Below are 16728 nucleotides of genomic sequence, written 5' to 3'. Positions count from 1 at the left end.
TTCCGACTACTCTATTCTCCCCAGCATAGCTGGGGGATTAGACTTTTCATTTACGCAATATAACATGGACTTCATGCATTTTTCCATCCTTGAAATCAGGCAGCACAAACCCATCTGCTTTGTCGGACATATCGCAAACTGCTCCATCTGTCTTAATTTCAAGCACTCCTTTTTCCAGATGATCTGGATTTTCGATGATTACATGATAATCAGCACCTCGAAAATGTCTGGTCACTTCTGCCTTTTCCCATTCTTTCGGCAGACACGGATCGATCCGCAGTCCATCGTAATCCCGTTTGATTCCGAGGATTCCTTCGTACAATCCCATCATGCACCACGCAGAAGTTCCCGTTGTCCAGGACTGGTAGGATCTTCCATAATATCCGGGATTAGTAGAATAACAGTTTGTAAAAACATATGGTTCTGCTCCGGATTGCATGGATGGATTTTTATCACTGTCCGGCATAATTTTTTTCAGTGTTTCGAATGCTTTGCTTCCTCTCCCCACCTTGCAGTCCATCAGAATTTTAAACCCTGTAGCATGACAGTATACACCACCATTTTCAAACAATCCTGGCAGCATGCCGGACATTCTCCCTACATTGGGCGAATACTTCTGATACGGCGGAAGATTTAACGGAAATCCAAAATCATGCTCCATGGAATCCACTGCTTTTAATATCGTTGGTAATTTCTCTGCATCTGCAACATCTCCTAAAACAGCCCATGTCTGCGCGTTCAGATAAATTTTGCTTCCTTCGCTGTTTTTGGAACCAATATTCTCCACATCACTTAACGCCCGCATGTACCACGCTCCATCCCATGCATATGCATTAATGCTGTTTCGTAAGATACGATATTCCTCTGCTATTTTTCCGGCATATACCTGATCGCCTTTTTTCTTCAGTAATGCTTCTAATTCCTTCAATGCCAGGCAGAACTGATGGGAAAGCATTACGGATTCCGCATATTCATCCGTTGTAACATTGAGTGCATCATTCCAGTCCGCAAAATAAATCCGTACCAGTCCATGCTTTCCTTTATCCTGCAGCAATCGATTCACAGCCGCTTTCACATGATCCAGAACAGCCGCCTTCCCTCCATCCTGCCATTCAATCTCCAGATCCAGGATAGAAAAGTCTCCCGTTTCTTTTATCAGCTGGCAGACAGCCCATATGATCCAGAACGGCTGATCGGAATACCGGGTATCATCATAAGGATACCACGTAAGAACTCCATGACCATCCCGAAACTGATGGCGAAGACATTCCAGAATCTCTTTTTTTGCTGTTTCCTGCCGATAGTTTAACAGGCCAACTGCAATCTGAAGATTATCGCGGACTCCTTTTTTCCCGACAATGCAAAAATCCACCTGTTTTTTCACCCAGTTATTCATCATGTGATTGATTTTTTCATCCGGCGTTTCCACGGTCAGCGAACGATATTTTTCCAGATAATGCGTTTCTGCTTTTTCAAGTTCCTTTTCCACAACTGCAGAATTGGAAAACTTTTCCGATACCGCCCTTGCCTCTTCAAGTGATTCACTGATTCCAAATACAAACTGTAATTCTTTTTCTTCTCCTGGCTGTAGCACAATTTTATGCTGCAGCACACCGCCCAGAATAAAAAGGGCCGCTTTGGAATTTGTACAGTCTTTTCCCTTTACGACAATGTCCGGTCTCTGGAAGAGCGCGCTTGCTGATGCATCCAGCCTTGTTATGGTACTGGTTGTCCCGCAAAATGCTTCCAGATTTCCATCATATGCGTATGCCGGCTCTGATGCTGCCAGAAATGCGTTGTATCTTTTGTGCGGTGCGAAAGGATGTGCGGATCTGCAATATACACCCTTTAACTTTTCATCATAATCTGTTTCCATACAACGATACATTTCATAATATCGCGGATAAGAAAAGCCCTCCAGATAAAAGCTGACTGCTGAAAATATGCTGAGATGGCGCTGTCTTTCCCCTGTATTTTTTATTTTCAAAGTCCACACTTCCTGGTATCCGTCTTCCGGTACAAACAGCCGCCAGGAACTTGCAATATTCTGATAAGAAGACTGGATTCTGGAAGATCCAATGCTGTGTACGCACTGATAATTTTCTACTTCCGTATTTAATGGACCTTCGCCGATATTCCAGCATTCTTTGCTTTTCTCGTCTCTTAGATAGATATATCTTGCATCGTCCTGATTCATCATACACATATCTGCTTTTTCACTGAGGTAATAGCTGCGCCCATGTCCTGTCTGGGAAATCTGCGCACAGTAATGATTTTCATTCCACAGATAATTATACCAGTATCTTGGTGTTCTGGTTTCTGTTATAATGCAGGAATTTCCATCTTCTGAAAATGTATAAGGTTTCTTTTTTTCATTGCATAATGTATCGCTCATTTTCAATTCTCCTTATTTTTAACCTACAGAGCCTGCCACTGGCAGTTTCTGTAAATTGAATGACAACTGCAAAGTCGGTACAGTCTTTCCTGTACCGACCTTGTAGTTTCTCCGTTTATTTTTTCTCTTTTCTCGCAAGTACTTCTTCCCGCATCTTTGGTAATTTTTCTTCCAGATCAAATCTGGTAAAAATCAGGAACATAGCCAGGTTTGCAACCAGCGGAAGATAGTTGGAAAATCCATAAATCGAATATCGCATGGAAGCAGTTGCACTTTCCAGAGATGCCTGATATCCGCCAATGGCAAGAAATGCGGATAAGATAACAGATCCAAGGCCGCTTCCCACTTTACTTCCAAATCCTATGGCTCCGCCCGACATTGCAACTAATTTCTTTCCATATTTCCATTCGTTATAATCTACCGTCATTGCTGTTAATACGCCGTACAGACACATCAGTGGAATCTGGATAAAGCTCGCCACAAGGCTGGTTGCTGCATAAACCATAAAGTTTTCCGGAATAAAGCAGCGGATCAGGGATGGAATGGCAGCTCCCATTAACCCAAGCTGAATTGTTTTTGTAACACCCAGCTTCGAAATGATCGGCTTGGAAACCACAAATCCGATTACCGTTGCCAGCATACCTGCCGCTCCTATGACTGCAACAAGATTATCGTTGCCAAAAATCCATTTTGCATAGTATGTACCCGAGGCTGCTGCCACTGCAGCGGTAATATTGGTAATCAAATTGAACAGAAGGACGATCACCCAGTATTTATTCTTCAATAACATTTTTATAGCATCTTTAAATGGAACTGCTTCCTCTTCTTCTGTTTCTGCCGGTGCTGTTTCTGATGCGTTTTCCGATTCGCTTTCATAATCCGAAGCAAATTTTGCTTTTCTTCCATTGTTGTAGCAGATCAGGAAAAGTAATAAAACGCCAAGTGCAAGCGCAACACCATATTTGATCCATGCACTCTGTGTACCACCCAGCATATTGGTTACCGGAATTGTGATAATAGCAATGATTGTTCCGGCACCGTAGTTTCCGACTGCACGGAACAGCCCCATATTGCTTCGCTCACTCTGGCTGTTGGTACGCACAATCATAACCGCTGAAAACGGTGTGGCAATCATAGTATAAATAACTGCTGTTAAAAGAAGATTGGTAACCAGTACATAAATCAATGCCGCTGTCTGTCCTGCCTGAATCGGGACCGTAAACATCATAATGATGATGACTGCTGCAGGAATCGCCATTTTCAGCATCCAGGAGTAATATTTCTTATTCCCACCTTTGGAGTGGTCAATCATATTTCCCACCAGAACGTCCGTCAGTGCATCTATAATCTTAGCGATCATCATCGCAATTCCGACTCCGCCTACCGCCATGCCGACTTTATCTGTATAAAAGTAAGTAAGCTGGCCAACCAGATTGGCCATCACGCCTAATGCTAACTGACCTCCCATATCAGCCATATAATCTGTTTTTCTCATAACTCTTCTTGCCCCGTCTGCATCATAGAGGACTTTTTGTTTCTTTTTTCCCATATCTTTTTCTCCCATCGTTTTTTACAGCCGCTGTTTTATACTTGTATTCTATCAAGTATTTTGTTTCTTTTATTACATATAGCAATTTAATATTATATATTTGGGCATTCTTTTTTTATTTTTAAATTATATTGAACACTTGGAAGATTGCCTGACAAAAGAAAACATACTCCTTTTTCTGTCTCTTTTCCTTCTATTCTTCCAATTTCATTTCCCGTCGGATCTAATGCTGTAAGAACGGCCTCCTTAGCTTTTACGTAGATTCTTCCTTCCAGCGTTTCGGCATATAATTTTCCCTGAAAGTGTACTGCTGTAAACGGAAAGCCCATCATCTGTGCACCTTCCTGATACGTTGTCTTGTCCATTCCCGTTGTTCCCATCGCAGTGATCACAAATTCCTCTGCCTGCTCCAGTTTTTCCTTTCCCACTGGAAGAAGTGCCAGCGTAATCCGCTCATTTTCTGACTGGATCTCAATTTTTTCAGACAGCCGCAGACTTTCTGCTGGGCTTCCACTGAAATATCCGCAATACGGTGTATGAATTGCGAACCGGGCATGTGCCGGATCAAACACCAGCTCTTTTGTATCAGAAATCAGTTTTCCATCTACCAGACCACATTCCTCCGAAAGTATCTTCCATTCTTTCATTGCCCGGTCAAGAATTGCAGCAAATTCACGATAATCTCCTGTGCCTGCGATTTTCTGAATTTCATCAAAGACAAGTGCCTGTGCTCCCAGATACACGCCTTCTCGTATCTCTTCTGCATTCTTTGCTGCCTGTTTCAGCCTGTTGTGGTCTTTATATTTCCGCCATGCGTCACGATACGGTGACCATGCATAATACACACCGTGTTCTGCCTCCGAGAGATCTGCCCCATTCAAAAATCCTGCGTTCACTGCAACAGCCGCGTCTCCCTGATAGGTATCCCCTCCGTCCAGGAATACATTTCGCATACATGTGATGTAAGGTAAAAAAGTAGTTGGCATTGCGTGCATTTTCGGCAGTGTTTTCAAATCGTTCTGTGTATATACGACATCTACACGGTTTTTAGCCGCCGATACCAGCCCTTTGAGAAATACAGATGCCATAAATCCCCACTGACAGATAACCGCCGGATCATTATATACATCAAAAACACTCCAGATTTCATCGTCCGGCTGATCGTCCGCCTTTTCCGACGTATGATAATTGTATAAAATCAGTCCGTCCCAGTCGTTCAAGCATGCATAGGCAACCGTGTGCACATATGCTGTCGAATGGAAAGGATGTTCCCCATATTCGTTCCACTCACTGAGCATGAAAGGTTTTCCTTTTACAATGGCAACGGAAGCAAGATTTAAAAGTGTTGTTGCCATAGAACCAACTCCTGTCTGCATGGTCAGCGGGTTCGTTGACACATATTCGGCCGGCCCTGCAACCAGATAGGTATTTGCCTCCTGGATCGGAAGCAGCGGGTGATTAAAATAGCTGTTATTTTCCATAAAATCCCCGTCGGTATGGCCATATACATCCGCTGCACCGGCAACCAGATTGCTTGTCACGATCGGAACTTTTACTCCAAGGGAATGAAGATAATCTTTCATATCCTGATAAAAATTACGATTCATCGTAATGCCAAATTCCATAAAATCAGCATAGCGGGCCGGACTTTCATTTTCTTCCCATTTTCCCAAAGGGTCGCATTCCGGCTGATAGAAATTACCTGCGGCTCCCTGCACAGTTCCTTTCTCCGGATCTTCTTCCTCGCCAAGCGCACATTTTCCTTCAAACGTCCATGCTTCTTTCAGACGCTCTCTTGTTCCATATTTCATCAAGAGGAAGCTGTTAAAACGATTTTGTACCTCATCCCGATATGGCTGCATCTCTTCCCGCTGATCTGTGTCCATCGTTCCTTTAATCGCAGAATCTTCATTATTGATCTGAACCGTGATCACCGCCGGATCGTCAATCAGTGCAAGACCTGTATAAGGATTCACATGACAGAGAATCTTTCTGGCATATTCTTTTTGCAGCTCTATCATCCGTTTATTGTACATGGGAAAACGTTTGATGCAGCTTCCCGCATTTCCTGGGTAGTCCAGTCCATCTCCTTCTACAAAATCTCTTGCAACGATAAGATCAATGTGAAGGTAAATACCCCGCTCTTTCAATTTTGCGACAAAATAGTCAAATCGATCCAGACCTTCCGGATGAAATTCTCTCCCGTTTCCTTTTTCATAATCTAAAAGTGGAGCTTCTTTACAGCTGGACCAGCTGCGTGGTTCTTCGCTGACTGGGGCATCTGCTGCATGGAGCCGAATCACATTCACGCCCAGGCTCGCAAAACGTTCCGCCAGTTTCTCTGCGGTTTCATGATCCGGGGTATTTGATCTTGCAGCCACATTAAACCCAAGAAATTTTGCCCTTACACCATCTTCAAAATAAAAATGGCCATTCCTTGTCGTTACAAATCCATGTTTTCCAGCTGGTGCATCCAAAAGATAAGAATAATCGAGAACACCTTTATTTGGATTCGTTTTATTAATTTTAATCGGTTGTCTCATACGTATGATCCGCCTTTCCTTTTTTCTAATCGCACTTTATCAAAAATGAAAGGAAAGATATTACATAAAAACATACAAAATTATATGTTTTCGTATTGTTATTTTTCTTTTTCCATTTTATACTTTAAATTTGGAAGTGAAGGAATCGTGAATTGCTTTGCAGAAACTTTCAAACGAAAATTTGATCCACTGCATCCCACAGATACCAGGAGAATATCATATGAATTATGTTACTTTTTGTAAAAATTACTATGCCGTTACAGGAATTCCTACGAATCTAATTACTGAAGCAGGAGCTATTTACTCTGCTTTATCAGAACAGCTCCACATCTCAACCGAGAGCCCTTATCCGCTTTATCCATCCGATTATAATCCCGAATTTCGTTTTGCATCTCCCGACATTGTATATGGCTCTGTCCAAATTGAAACTACTGGTGAATATATCATCTTAGGCCCAGTTTTTTCCGTTCCTGTGACAGATGAGCTCGTCCGCAGTTATATGCATGACTCTGCCACGCCCCTGAAGTACAAGGAAGTAATCGCTGAGGCTCTCGCCTCCATTCCCCGGTTATCACATATCCAATTTTGTCAGCATCTTGTTTTCCTGCATCAATGTGTGAACCACAAGGAAATCAGTGTGTTGAAATTATTGGGACAGCGTGCACCCCAGCAATTGCGGCAGAGCCAGCAGCATTTGAAATCCATTACAGAAAATATGGAAAATAAAAAGATGCATAACACTTACCAGTTTGAATGCGAACTTTTTCAGTTTGTTCAAAACGGAAATGTAAATGCTTTGCAGAATTTTTTGAAGAATAATACATTACAATTAGAAGAAGGCAGACTTGCAAAAACCCCGATTCGCCATGCCAAAAATCTTTTTATCGTGACAGCAATCAAAACCGCTGTTCTTGGTGCCATTCCGGGAGGAGTAGATATTGAAAAAACATATCAGCTTCTGGATCTTTATATTCAGGAATGCGAGGCACTGCAGTCACTGGAAAAAATCCAGGCACTGCAATACTCCATGATTCTGGATTTTTGTCAGCAGGCAGGTGAAACCAAAATCCCTGCTGGAATCTCAAGAGAAGTTTATACCTGTATGAATTTTATCCGTACACATACAAACGAATCCATCTCTGTGAATGATGTCGCGGATTCCATTCAGAAAAGTACTTCCTACACGATGAAAAAATTCAAAACTGAGCTCGGCTTTACCATAGGTGCTTTCATTACAAGATGTAAATTAGAAGAAGCTAAAATGCTTTTAACCTACAGTACAAAAAGTCTGGCTGAAATCAGCAGTTATCTCTGCTTTTCCAGCCAGCCTCATTTTCAGAGTTTATTCAAAAAACAGTATCATATGACTCCTTTAGAATACCGGAAAAAATCCGGTGTAATGGATACTATACGGCTTTAGTTTATCCTTTCCAGAGGCCCATTACAAAAACCTCACCTGCCGTTTTATCTTTTGTATGAAAACAGCAGATGAGGTTTTTGCTAAGAATGAACATCAGTGCAGATGATAAACCAGTTTCACAAACGCCGGATCATCATGGTTTACAATTTCACTGTGTCCGAGATCTTTGTAAAACAGAACATAAAAAAAGCTTTCAATCCTTGTTTCAATCCCTCTGAGTTCATCATACAATCTGTCGTTTTACCCCTTATTTTCTGACATTTCTGTGGAAATATACTTTTTTCTTCCTCCTTCATTGCGAATCTTTCCGGGAAATGCTATAATAGCCAAAGTTGAAAGCGCGAAATCCGAAGCATTTGCAAGCTGCTTCGGAAAAAAAGACCATCCCCCGGACAAAAAGAGAGGGGATATGTCCATCCTACGGGACATAAGAAAGGAGTTATTCTATGCCTTATGATGACGTACAAAAATTTTCAGAGGCAGCCGTAAACAAAGCAAGGCTGCTGAAAGAACACCCGGGGAAATACTTTCTCCGTGCAGTCATGGCCGGTTTCTTTATCGTGGTTGCCATGATTTTCTCCAACGTGGTAGGCAATACGTTCCAGAGTACAGATCCTGCCTGGGGAAAACTGCTTGGCGGTATTGTGTTTGCCATTGCGGTTCTGCTGATCGTTTTTATCGGTGCAGAGCTTTTCACCGGAAACAATCTTGTTATGGCATTTGGGGCCTATGACAAAAAAGTCTCCTGGGCACAGGTTGGAAAAGTATGGCTGGTAAGCTACATCGGAAACTTTGTCGGATGCCTGATTCTCTCCGTAATTTTCGTACTGGCAGGTGCTTCCGGTACTGCCGATTATTACGCAGGATTTATTGGAAATAAACTTTCCATTCCTGCCGGAGAAATGTTTTTCCGTGCCATTCTCTGCAACTTCTTCGTCTGCCTTGCCGTTGCCTGCGGCATGAAATGCAAAAATGAAGTTGCCAAATTTTTCATGATTATACTTTGCATCACCGGATTCGTTGTTGCCGGTTTTGAACACTGCGTTGCCAATATGGCCACCTTTGTTACCGCTGCACTTCTGGTCCCAGGCGGCATTTCTCTGACTGCCGCATTGAAAAGCATGGTCATTGTAACTATAGGAAACGCAATAGGAGGCGGTGTGCTCCTTGCCTGGCCGCTTCGAATGATGAGTGCAGATAAATGACAAAATCTTTATACATTGCGGAAAAACCGAGCGTTGCTCAGGAGTTCGCAAAAGCGTTAAAACAGAATATGCAGCGCAGGGATGGATACTTAGAGTCGGATCAGTCCGTCGTAACCTGGTGCGTCGGTCACCTGGTTACGATGAGCTATCCGGAAAAATATGATCCTGCGTTAAAAAGGTGGAGTCTCGAGACCCTGCCTTTTTTGCCTGAAAACTTCAAATATGAAATTATCCCGGAAGTAAAAAAGCAGTTCACCATTGTGAGTAACCTGCTCCACCGGGAGGATATTGAAACCATTTATGTCTGTACCGACTCCGGGCGTGAGGGAGAATACATCTATCGTCTCGTCGCGCAGATGGCCGGTATCAAAGACAGGAAACAGAAGCGTGTCTGGATCGACTCGCAGACAGAAGAAGAAATCCTGCGCGGTATCCGCGAAGCGAAGGACGAAAGTGAATACGACAATCTTTCGGCATCCGCTTATCTCCGCGCCAAAGAAGATTACCTGATGGGCATTAACTTTTCCCGTCTTCTCTCGCTCAAATACGGAAGCGCTGTCGCATCGTATCTCGGCACTAAATATCAGTCTATTTCCGTCGGCCGTGTTATGACATGTGTGCTCGGCATGGTCGTACGCCGGGAGCGCGAAATCCGTAGCTTTGTGAAAACACCATTCTACCGTGTCATCGCCGGTCTTTCCTTAAATGGACGCAATTTTGAGGGGGAATGGCGCGCCGTAAAAGGCAGCCGCTACTTCAACTCTCCGCTTCTCTATAAGGAGAACGGCTTCCAGAAAAAAGAGGACGCACAGAAACTGATTGAGGAATTAAGCATGCAGAATCCTCTGATCCCGCATGTCCTGAAAATGGAGCGAAAAAAGGAAAATAAAAATGCGCCACTGCTTTACAACCTTGCGGAGCTGCAAAACGACTGTGCCCGCTTTTTCAAAATCAGTCCGGATGAAACGCTGAAAGTTGTTCAGGAGCTTTACGAGAAAAAGCTGGTTACCTATCCGCGAACCGATGCCCGTGTGCTTTCTTCTGCCGTTGCCAGGGAAATCAGCAAAAACCTGCGCGGCCTGCAGCAGTACGGTATCTGCAGCGGCCTTGCAAATGAAATTTTGCAGGGTGAAAGCTGGAAAAAGATTGGTTCCACCCGCTATACAAACGATAAACAGATTACCGATCACTATGCAATCATTCCGACCGGACAGGGCCTTAACAATCTGCGGAACCTCTCGGAACTCTCCGCAAAAGTTTATGAGACAATTGTCCGCCGTTTTCTCGGTATCTTCTATCCGCCGGCGGTCTATCAGAAAGTTGCTCTTGTCACCGAAATCGGCGGCGAGCAGTTTTTCTCCAACTTCCGCGTTCTCGTGCAGGAGGGCTATTTAAAAGCCATGCAGTATTCTTTCTTCCGTAAGAAAGAGGAGGACGACGAGGGCAGAAAGGAGGACGAGACGACTTGCGATCCCTCTTTTCTTGCAGCGCTGTCCCAGCTGCAGAAAGGCAGCGAGCTGAATCTTCTCGGCCTTTCTATCAAGGAAGGAGAAACCTCTCCGCCAAAACGCTACACCTCCGGTTCGATGATCCTTGCAATGGAAAATGCCGGACAGCTCATTGAAGACGAGGAGCTGCGCGAACAGATTAAGGGAAGCGGCATCGGAACGAGTGCGACGCGTGCTGAGATTCTGAAAAAGCTTGTCTTTATCAAATATCTTGCTCTGAACAAAAAGACGCAGGTTATCACCCCGACACAGCTTGGCGAAATGATCTACGACGTCGTACACCAGTCGATCCGCCCGCTTCTGAATCCGGAGCTGACGGCAAGCTGGGAAAAGGGACTTACCTATGTAGCGGAAGGCTCCATTACCTCCGAGGAATATATGGGAAAACTGGAAAACTTTGTGACACGCCACACGGTAAATGTGAAGCAGCTGCGGAATCAGTTCCAGCTAAAGAGCAGCTTTGATGCGTCCGCGCCGTATTACAGAAAAGCCTCTTCCACGCGCTCCCGTACCGGGAAACGTACCGCTGCAGAAGACTCCTCTGCAAAGTCCTATTCCACCGCCGGAAAAAAAGGCGCACAGAACTCCTGAAATGTGGTAAGATAAACAGGAACTAAAACAAGAAAGGATGAATCACGCATGAAAGATGCAACCATTTCTGAACTTTATGATTTAACCCAGACCATTGCCGCAAAAATCTTTGAAGGCAAAACGTATCCATGGGAAGTGCTTCCGCTCATTAAAGATTTTATTCTTGAACTCGGCGAAACACTCGATCCGGCAGAATACGAAAAACGCGGCGAAAATGTCTGGATCGCAAAAGATGCCGTGATCGCACCGACCGCTTCCATTAACGGCCCATGCATCATTGGAAAAGGCGCTGAGATCCGTCAGTGTGCCTTTATCCGCGGAAACGCCATCGTCGGCGAAGGCGCTGTCGTTGGAAACTCCACCGAACTGAAAAATGTCATTCTCTTTAATAAAGTACAGGTTCCGCATTACAACTATGTCGGCGACTCTGTTCTTGGATACAAAGCCCATATGGGTGCCGGTTCCATTACTTCCAATGTAAAATCCGATAAGAAGCTCGTTGTTGTCAAAGGCGCAGATGAACAGATCGAAACCGGACTGAAAAAATTCGGTGCGATGCTCGGCGATGAAGTTGAGGTCGGCTGTAACAGCGTATTGAACCCGGGAACGGTTGTCGGAAGAAATTCCAACATTTATCCACTCTCCTGTGTTCGCGGTGTGATCCCGTCAGGTCATATTTTTAAGAATGCGAAAGAAATTATCAAAAAAATCTGATAATTAAAAAAATTTTCTTTTATCGAGAGAAAACCAAACCGATTGATTTAAAAGACCGTCGGAAATTTTATCGTTTTCCGGTGGTCTTTGCAATTTTTTATCAAAATATGCTGGACGAATGACCAATTTTGTGAGACAATAACCATAGGTCTGTGAACAGGCTGGAAACAGTCCGTTCGAAAGACAAAAGCTCAAATAAGTACATATTTGAAAGGAGTTTAACAATGACTTATTCACACGAAGTAGAAATGATGTGTCCGGTTGCCCAGGGCGTGCATCACGGTGCAGCTCCGATTCCGGAGGAAGCAAAATGGGTAAAAGCAAAAGAAATCAAAGACATTTCCGGATTCACTCACGGTATTGGCTGGTGCGCACCGCAGCAGGGTACCTGCAAACTGACTCTGAACGTAAAAGAGGGCGTTATCCAGGAAGCTCTCGTTGAGACTATCGGATGTTCAGGAATGACTCATTCTGCAGCTATGGCATCTGAGATTCTGCCAGGACTTACCATCCTTGAGGCTCTAAATACTGACCTTGTGTGTGATGCTATCAATACTGCTATGAGAGAGCTCTTCCTGCAGATCGTTTACGGAAGAAGCCAGAGTGCATTCTCCGAGGACGGACTGGTTGTAGGCGCAGGCCTGGAAGACCTTGGTAAAGGACTTCGTTCCCAGGTTGGTACCATGTACGGAACTCTTGCAAAAGGACCTCGTTACCTGGAGATGACCGACGGTTATGTAACAGGTATCGCTCTGGATGCAGATGATGAGATTATCGGTTACAAATTCATCAACTTCGGAAAGATGATGGACTTCATCAAAGCCGGCGATGATGCAAACACAGCTTTCGAAAAAGCAAGCGGACAGTACGGACGTGTTGCTGATGCTGTTAAGATCGTTGACCCGAGAAAAGAGTAATCAGATAATTTAGGAGGATAGGAAAATGGCTTTATTTGAATCATATGAAAGAAGAGAGAAACAGATTCTGGCTAAGCTTGCTGAGTACGGAATCAACTCCATCGAAGAAGCTGCAGAAGTTACAAAAGCTGCTGGCCTTGATGTATACAAAATGATCGAAGGCATTCAGCCAATCTGCTTCGAGAATGCAAAATGGGCTTACACTGTAGGCGCAGCAATCGCAATCAAAAAAGGATGCCGCAAAGCTTCTGAAGCTGCTGCAGCAATCGGTGAGGGACTTCAGTCCTTCTGTATCCCGGGTTCTGTAGCAGATCAGCGTAAAGTTGGTCTTGGCCATGGTAACCTTGGTAAAATGCTTCTGGAAGAGGACACCGAGTGCTTCGCATTCCTGGCTGGACATGAGTCCTTCGCAGCTGCTGAGGGTGCTATCGGTATCGCTGAAAAAGCAAACAAAGTACGTCAGAAACCTCTGCGTGTTATCCTGAACGGTCTTGGAAAAGACGCTGCTCAGATCATCGCTCGTATCAACGGCTTTACTTATGTAGAGACTGAATATGACTACTACACCGGAGAACTGAAAGAAGTATTCAGAAAAGCATACTCCGATGGACCGCGTGCGAAAGTTAACTGCTACGGCGCTAACGACGTTCGCGAAGGCGTTGCTATCATGTGGAAAGAGAACGTTGACGTTTCCATCACCGGAAACTCCACCAACCCGACTCGTTTCCAGCATCCAGTTGCAGGTACCTACAAAAAAGAGCGTATCGAAGCTGGTAAAAAATACTTCTCCGTTGCTTCCGGCGGTGGTACAGGACGTACTCTTCACCCGGACAACATGGCAGCAGGTCCTGCTTCCTACGGTATGACCGATACTATGGGACGTATGCATTCTGACGCTCAGTTTGCAGGTTCTTCTTCTGTACCGGCTCACGTAGAAATGATGGGTCTCATCGGCGCAGGAAACAACCCAATGGTTGGTATGACTGTTGCTGTAGCTGTTGCTGTTGAAGAGGCAGCAAAAGCTGGCAAATTCTAAGATTAGCCAAACCTTGCGTAAATAGAATTATTTGAGCAGAAAAGAAGCGCCGCGGGATTTTCCGTATGGCGCTTCTTTTTTGCTGCTTTCGATATCCTGCAAACTATATTCTTTTGATCCATGCACAAAAAACGCCTCTGAACACAAAACGTTTCAGAGGCGTTTTTTATATCATTCTAAGCATTATTTTGCAGCGATAAACTTCTTTGCAACCAATGTCTCTGCACAAAGTACTGCTCCGCCTGCTGCGCCGCGGACCGTGTTGTGGGACAGACCTACGAATTTCCAGTCGTAGATGGAATCCTCTCTTAAACGGCCTACGTTGATTCCCATACCGTTCTCGTAGTTGACATCCAGTGTTACCTGCGGACGGTTATCTTCTGTCATGTAACGGATGAACTGTTTCGGTGCGCTTGGCAGATTCAGCTCCTGCGGAAGGCCTTTGAAGTTCTCCAGTTTTTCGATCAGCTGCTCTTTCGTCGGTTTCTTGCGGAATTTTACGAAAACAGCTGCGGTGTGTCCGTTTAATACCGGAACACGGATACACTGACAGGTGATCTTCGGCTCAGTTGCTTTTACGATCACGCCGTTTTCAATTTTACCCCAGATACGAAGCGGCTCCTGCTCGCTCTTCTCTTCTTCTCCGCCGATGAACGGGATGATGTTTCCTTCCATCTCCGGCCAGTCTTTGAAGGTTTTTCCTGCTCCGGAAATTGCCTGGTATGTGGTTGCAACCACTTCATATGGCTCGAACTCTTTCCATGCCGTTAATACCGGTGCATAGCTCTGGATTGAACAGTTCGGTTTTACAGCGATAAAGCCTCTCTTGGTTCCCAGACGTTTTTTCTGAAACTCGATAACATCGAAGTGCTCCGGGTTGATTTCCGGAACTACCATCGGAACATCCGGTGTCCAGCGGTGTGCGCTGTTGTTGGAAACAACCGGTGTCTCGGTCTTTGCATATGCTTCTTCAATCGCTTTGATCTCATCTTTCGACATATCAACAGCGGAAAATACAAAATCTACGGTAGATGCCACATGCTCTACATCATTTACATTCATCACAACGAGCTTTTTCACTGCTTCCGGCATTGGAGTATCCATTTTCCAGCGTCCGCCGACTGCTTCCTCATATGTTTTTCCGGCACTTCTCGGACTTGCTGCCAGGGTCACAACTTCAAACCACGGATGGTTCTCCAGCAGAGAAATAAATCTCTGTCCTACCATACCGGTTGCTCCTAAAATTCCTACTCTCAATTTCTGCTCCATTGGTTTCATCTCCTTGTTCTTCTGTGGCGTACATTTGTGCGTCTCATGTCATACTATACCAATTTTTTCAAAATTGCAACTGTTTTTTCAATTTTCCTGTAAATATTTTTTATTCTGCTCGATGACAGCCTGCATCGCATCTGCTCCCGGCGCACCGATCGTGTTGCGTCGTTCTACGCAGTTCTTCATGCTGATGGCATCATAAATATCATCCTCGAAGACCGGGCTGATCGCTTTGTACTCTTCGAGTTTCATATCATCAAGGGAGATTCCTTTGTCAATGCAGTACAGAACGAGACGGCCGACAATGCCATGTGCATCGCGGAACGGAACGCCTTTTCCAACAAGGTAATCAGCTGCGTCCGTTGCATTCGTGAAACCGTTCTTTGCACTGTTCTCCATGCGGTCTTTTTTGAAGTGCATGGTAGAAAGCATGCCATTGAACAGAGCCAGGCATCCTTTTACGGTGTCGATGGCATCGAAGGTCAGCTCTTTATCCTCCTGCATATCTTTGTTGTACGCCAGCGGGATTCCCTTCATAGTGGTGAGCATTGACATCAGAGCTGCGTAAACGCGGCCTGTTTTTCCTCGAACAAGCTCTGCGATATCCGGATTCTTTTTCTGCGGCATGATACTGCTTCCGGTGCTGTATGCGTCGTCGATGTCCACAAACTGGTACTCATTGGTATTCCAGATGATGATCTCCTCGGAGAAGCGGGAAAGATGCATCATAATCGTAGAAAGAGCACTGAGGAGCTCAATGACATAGTCACGGTCGGATACGGAATCCATGCTGTTTAAGGTCGGGCCGTCAAAGCCGAGCAGCTCTGCTGTGTAAGCGCGGTCCAACGGATACGTCGTTCCAGCCAGCGCACCGGAACCGAGCGGACAGTAATTCATTCTCTTGTAGATGTCTGCAAGGCGGCCTCTGTCGCGGCGGAACATTTCAAAATATGCGCCCATGTGATGTGCCAGTGTGATCGGCTGTGCTTTCTGCAGATGGGTGAATCCCGGCATATAGGTGTGAATGTTCTCTTCCATGATTTTTTCGAGTGTTACCAGCACCTCTTTGACGAGTGCATCAATCTCGGTGATCTCATCGCGGACATAAAGTTTCATATCGAGGGCTACCTGGTCATTGCGGCTTCTTCCGGTGTGCAGCTTCTTTCCGGCGTCTCCGATGCGGTCGATCAGGTTTGCCTCCACGAAGCTGTGGATATCCTCATATTCGCTGGTGATTTCCAGTTTTCCGCTCTCTACATCGGCAAGAATCCCCTCCAGTCCTGCAAGAATCTGGTCTCTCTCCTCTTCTGTCAGGATGCCCTGTTTTGCCAGCATCTTTACATGTGCCATGCTGCCTTTGATGTCCTGTTTATAGAATTTCTGATCAAAGCTGATGGATGCATTAAAATTATACACTAACTTGTCGGTCTCTTTTGTGAACCGTCCGCCCCATAACTGTGCCATTTTCATTCCTCTTTTCCTGTAAGTTTTTTAAATTATCATGCATTATTATACAAGCATCCAACCTTCCTTTGCAAGTCAAATCACCTACTTTCCCGAATTTCGGCGTTTTGTGTA

General features: G+C 44.8%; 11 protein-coding genes. 6 read left to right on the top strand and 5 right to left on the bottom strand.

Annotation, left to right across the window (positions count from 1 at the left end; all coding sequences use genetic code 11):
- Positions 1-46: 46 nt before the first annotated feature.
- The 3 genes from DWZ44_RS16865 to DWZ44_RS16855 all read right to left on the bottom strand — a co-directional run bounded on the left by DWZ44_RS16865 (position 47) and on the right by DWZ44_RS16855 (position 6487).
- The gene (locus DWZ44_RS16865; protein WP_117802450.1) at positions 47-2395 is read right to left on the bottom strand and encodes a GH36-type glycosyl hydrolase domain-containing protein; all 2349 of its coding nucleotides are present in this window, start codon (positions 2393-2395) and stop codon (positions 47-49) included.
- A gap of 115 nt (positions 2396-2510) precedes the next feature.
- Positions 2511-3944, bottom strand: a complete 1434-nt coding sequence (locus DWZ44_RS16860) for an MFS transporter (RefSeq protein WP_243002136.1) — start codon at positions 3942-3944, stop codon at positions 2511-2513.
- A gap of 92 nt (positions 3945-4036) precedes the next feature.
- The gene (locus tag DWZ44_RS16855) at positions 4037-6487 is read right to left on the bottom strand and encodes a beta-galactosidase (protein WP_117805364.1); all 2451 of its coding nucleotides are present in this window, start codon (positions 6485-6487) and stop codon (positions 4037-4039) included.
- 220 nt (positions 6488-6707) lie between these two features.
- On the opposite strand from DWZ44_RS16855, the gene DWZ44_RS16850 reads away from it, so the two are divergent.
- The 6 genes from DWZ44_RS16850 to DWZ44_RS16820 all read left to right on the top strand — a co-directional run bounded on the left by DWZ44_RS16850 (position 6708) and on the right by DWZ44_RS16820 (position 13878).
- On the top strand, positions 6708-7907 hold the full coding sequence (locus tag DWZ44_RS16850) for a helix-turn-helix domain-containing protein (RefSeq protein WP_117510214.1): 1200 nt from the start codon (positions 6708-6710) through the stop codon (positions 7905-7907).
- A 446-nt stretch (positions 7908-8353) separates the two neighbouring features.
- Positions 8354-9112 (top strand): formate/nitrite transporter family protein, encoded by a 759-nt coding sequence (locus DWZ44_RS16840; protein WP_055228581.1) that lies wholly within the window; start codon positions 8354-8356, stop codon positions 9110-9112.
- Positions 9109-11211 carry a DNA topoisomerase gene (locus DWZ44_RS16835; RefSeq protein ID WP_117805363.1) on the top strand — a complete coding sequence of 701 codons (2103 nt, stop codon included), beginning with the start codon at positions 9109-9111 and terminating at the stop codon, positions 11209-11211. Before DWZ44_RS16840 ends, DWZ44_RS16835 begins: the two co-directional genes overlap by 4 nt.
- A 48-nt stretch (positions 11212-11259) precedes the next feature.
- Positions 11260-11925, top strand: a complete 666-nt coding sequence (locus DWZ44_RS16830; protein WP_117805362.1) for an acyltransferase — start codon at positions 11260-11262, stop codon at positions 11923-11925.
- Positions 11926-12149: 224 nt separating this feature from the next.
- On the top strand, positions 12150-12842 hold the full coding sequence (locus tag DWZ44_RS16825) for an iron-sulfur cluster assembly scaffold protein (RefSeq protein WP_022463018.1): 693 nt from the start codon (positions 12150-12152) through the stop codon (positions 12840-12842).
- Between the two features lie 25 nt (positions 12843-12867).
- Complete coding sequence (locus DWZ44_RS16820; protein ID WP_022463017.1) at positions 12868-13878, top strand: GGGtGRT protein; 1011 nt, start codon at positions 12868-12870, stop codon at positions 13876-13878.
- A 183-nt stretch (positions 13879-14061) separates the two neighbouring features.
- On the opposite strand, the gene asd is transcribed toward DWZ44_RS16820, so the two are convergent.
- Both asd and argH read right to left on the bottom strand, forming a co-directional pair.
- Positions 14062-15147, bottom strand: a complete 1086-nt coding sequence (gene asd, locus DWZ44_RS16815) for an aspartate-semialdehyde dehydrogenase (RefSeq protein ID WP_022463016.1) — start codon at positions 15145-15147, stop codon at positions 14062-14064.
- 87 nt (positions 15148-15234) lie between these two features.
- On the bottom strand, positions 15235-16614 hold the full coding sequence (gene argH / locus DWZ44_RS16810; RefSeq protein WP_055228597.1) for an argininosuccinate lyase: 1380 nt from the start codon (positions 16612-16614) through the stop codon (positions 15235-15237).
- Positions 16615-16728 lie beyond the last annotated feature (114 nt).

Source organism: Blautia sp. AF32-4BH (assembly GCF_003460565.1).
Lineage (GTDB): Bacteria > Bacillota > Clostridia > Lachnospirales > Lachnospiraceae > Fusicatenibacter > Fusicatenibacter saccharivorans.
Note: the sequence above shows the minus strand (reverse complement) of the source record. Positions and strands in the feature narration are given on the sequence as shown.

Excerpts from the sequence above, each read along its gene's own strand:
- DWZ44_RS16865 (WP_117802450.1), bottom strand. The coding sequence starts at position 2,395 with ATGAGCGATACATTATGCAATGAAAAAAAGAAACCTTATACATTTTCA.
- DWZ44_RS16860 (WP_243002136.1), bottom strand. The coding sequence starts at position 3,944 with ATGGGAAAAAAGAAACAAAAAGTCCTCTATGATGCAGACGGGGCAAGA.
- DWZ44_RS16855 (WP_117805364.1), bottom strand. The coding sequence starts at position 6,487 with ATGAGACAACCGATTAAAATTAATAAAACGAATCCAAATAAAGGTGTT.
- DWZ44_RS16850 (WP_117510214.1), top strand. The coding sequence starts at position 6,708 with ATGAATTATGTTACTTTTTGTAAAAATTACTATGCCGTTACAGGAATT.
- DWZ44_RS16840 (WP_055228581.1), top strand. The coding sequence starts at position 8,354 with ATGCCTTATGATGACGTACAAAAATTTTCAGAGGCAGCCGTAAACAAA.
- DWZ44_RS16835 (WP_117805363.1), top strand. The coding sequence starts at position 9,109 with ATGACAAAATCTTTATACATTGCGGAAAAACCGAGCGTTGCTCAGGAG.
- DWZ44_RS16830 (WP_117805362.1), top strand. The coding sequence starts at position 11,260 with ATGAAAGATGCAACCATTTCTGAACTTTATGATTTAACCCAGACCATT.
- DWZ44_RS16825 (WP_022463018.1), top strand. The coding sequence starts at position 12,150 with ATGACTTATTCACACGAAGTAGAAATGATGTGTCCGGTTGCCCAGGGC.
- DWZ44_RS16820 (WP_022463017.1), top strand. The coding sequence starts at position 12,868 with ATGGCTTTATTTGAATCATATGAAAGAAGAGAGAAACAGATTCTGGCT.
- asd (WP_022463016.1), bottom strand. The coding sequence starts at position 15,147 with ATGGAGCAGAAATTGAGAGTAGGAATTTTAGGAGCAACCGGTATGGTA.
- argH (WP_055228597.1), bottom strand. The coding sequence starts at position 16,614 with ATGGCACAGTTATGGGGCGGACGGTTCACAAAAGAGACCGACAAGTTA.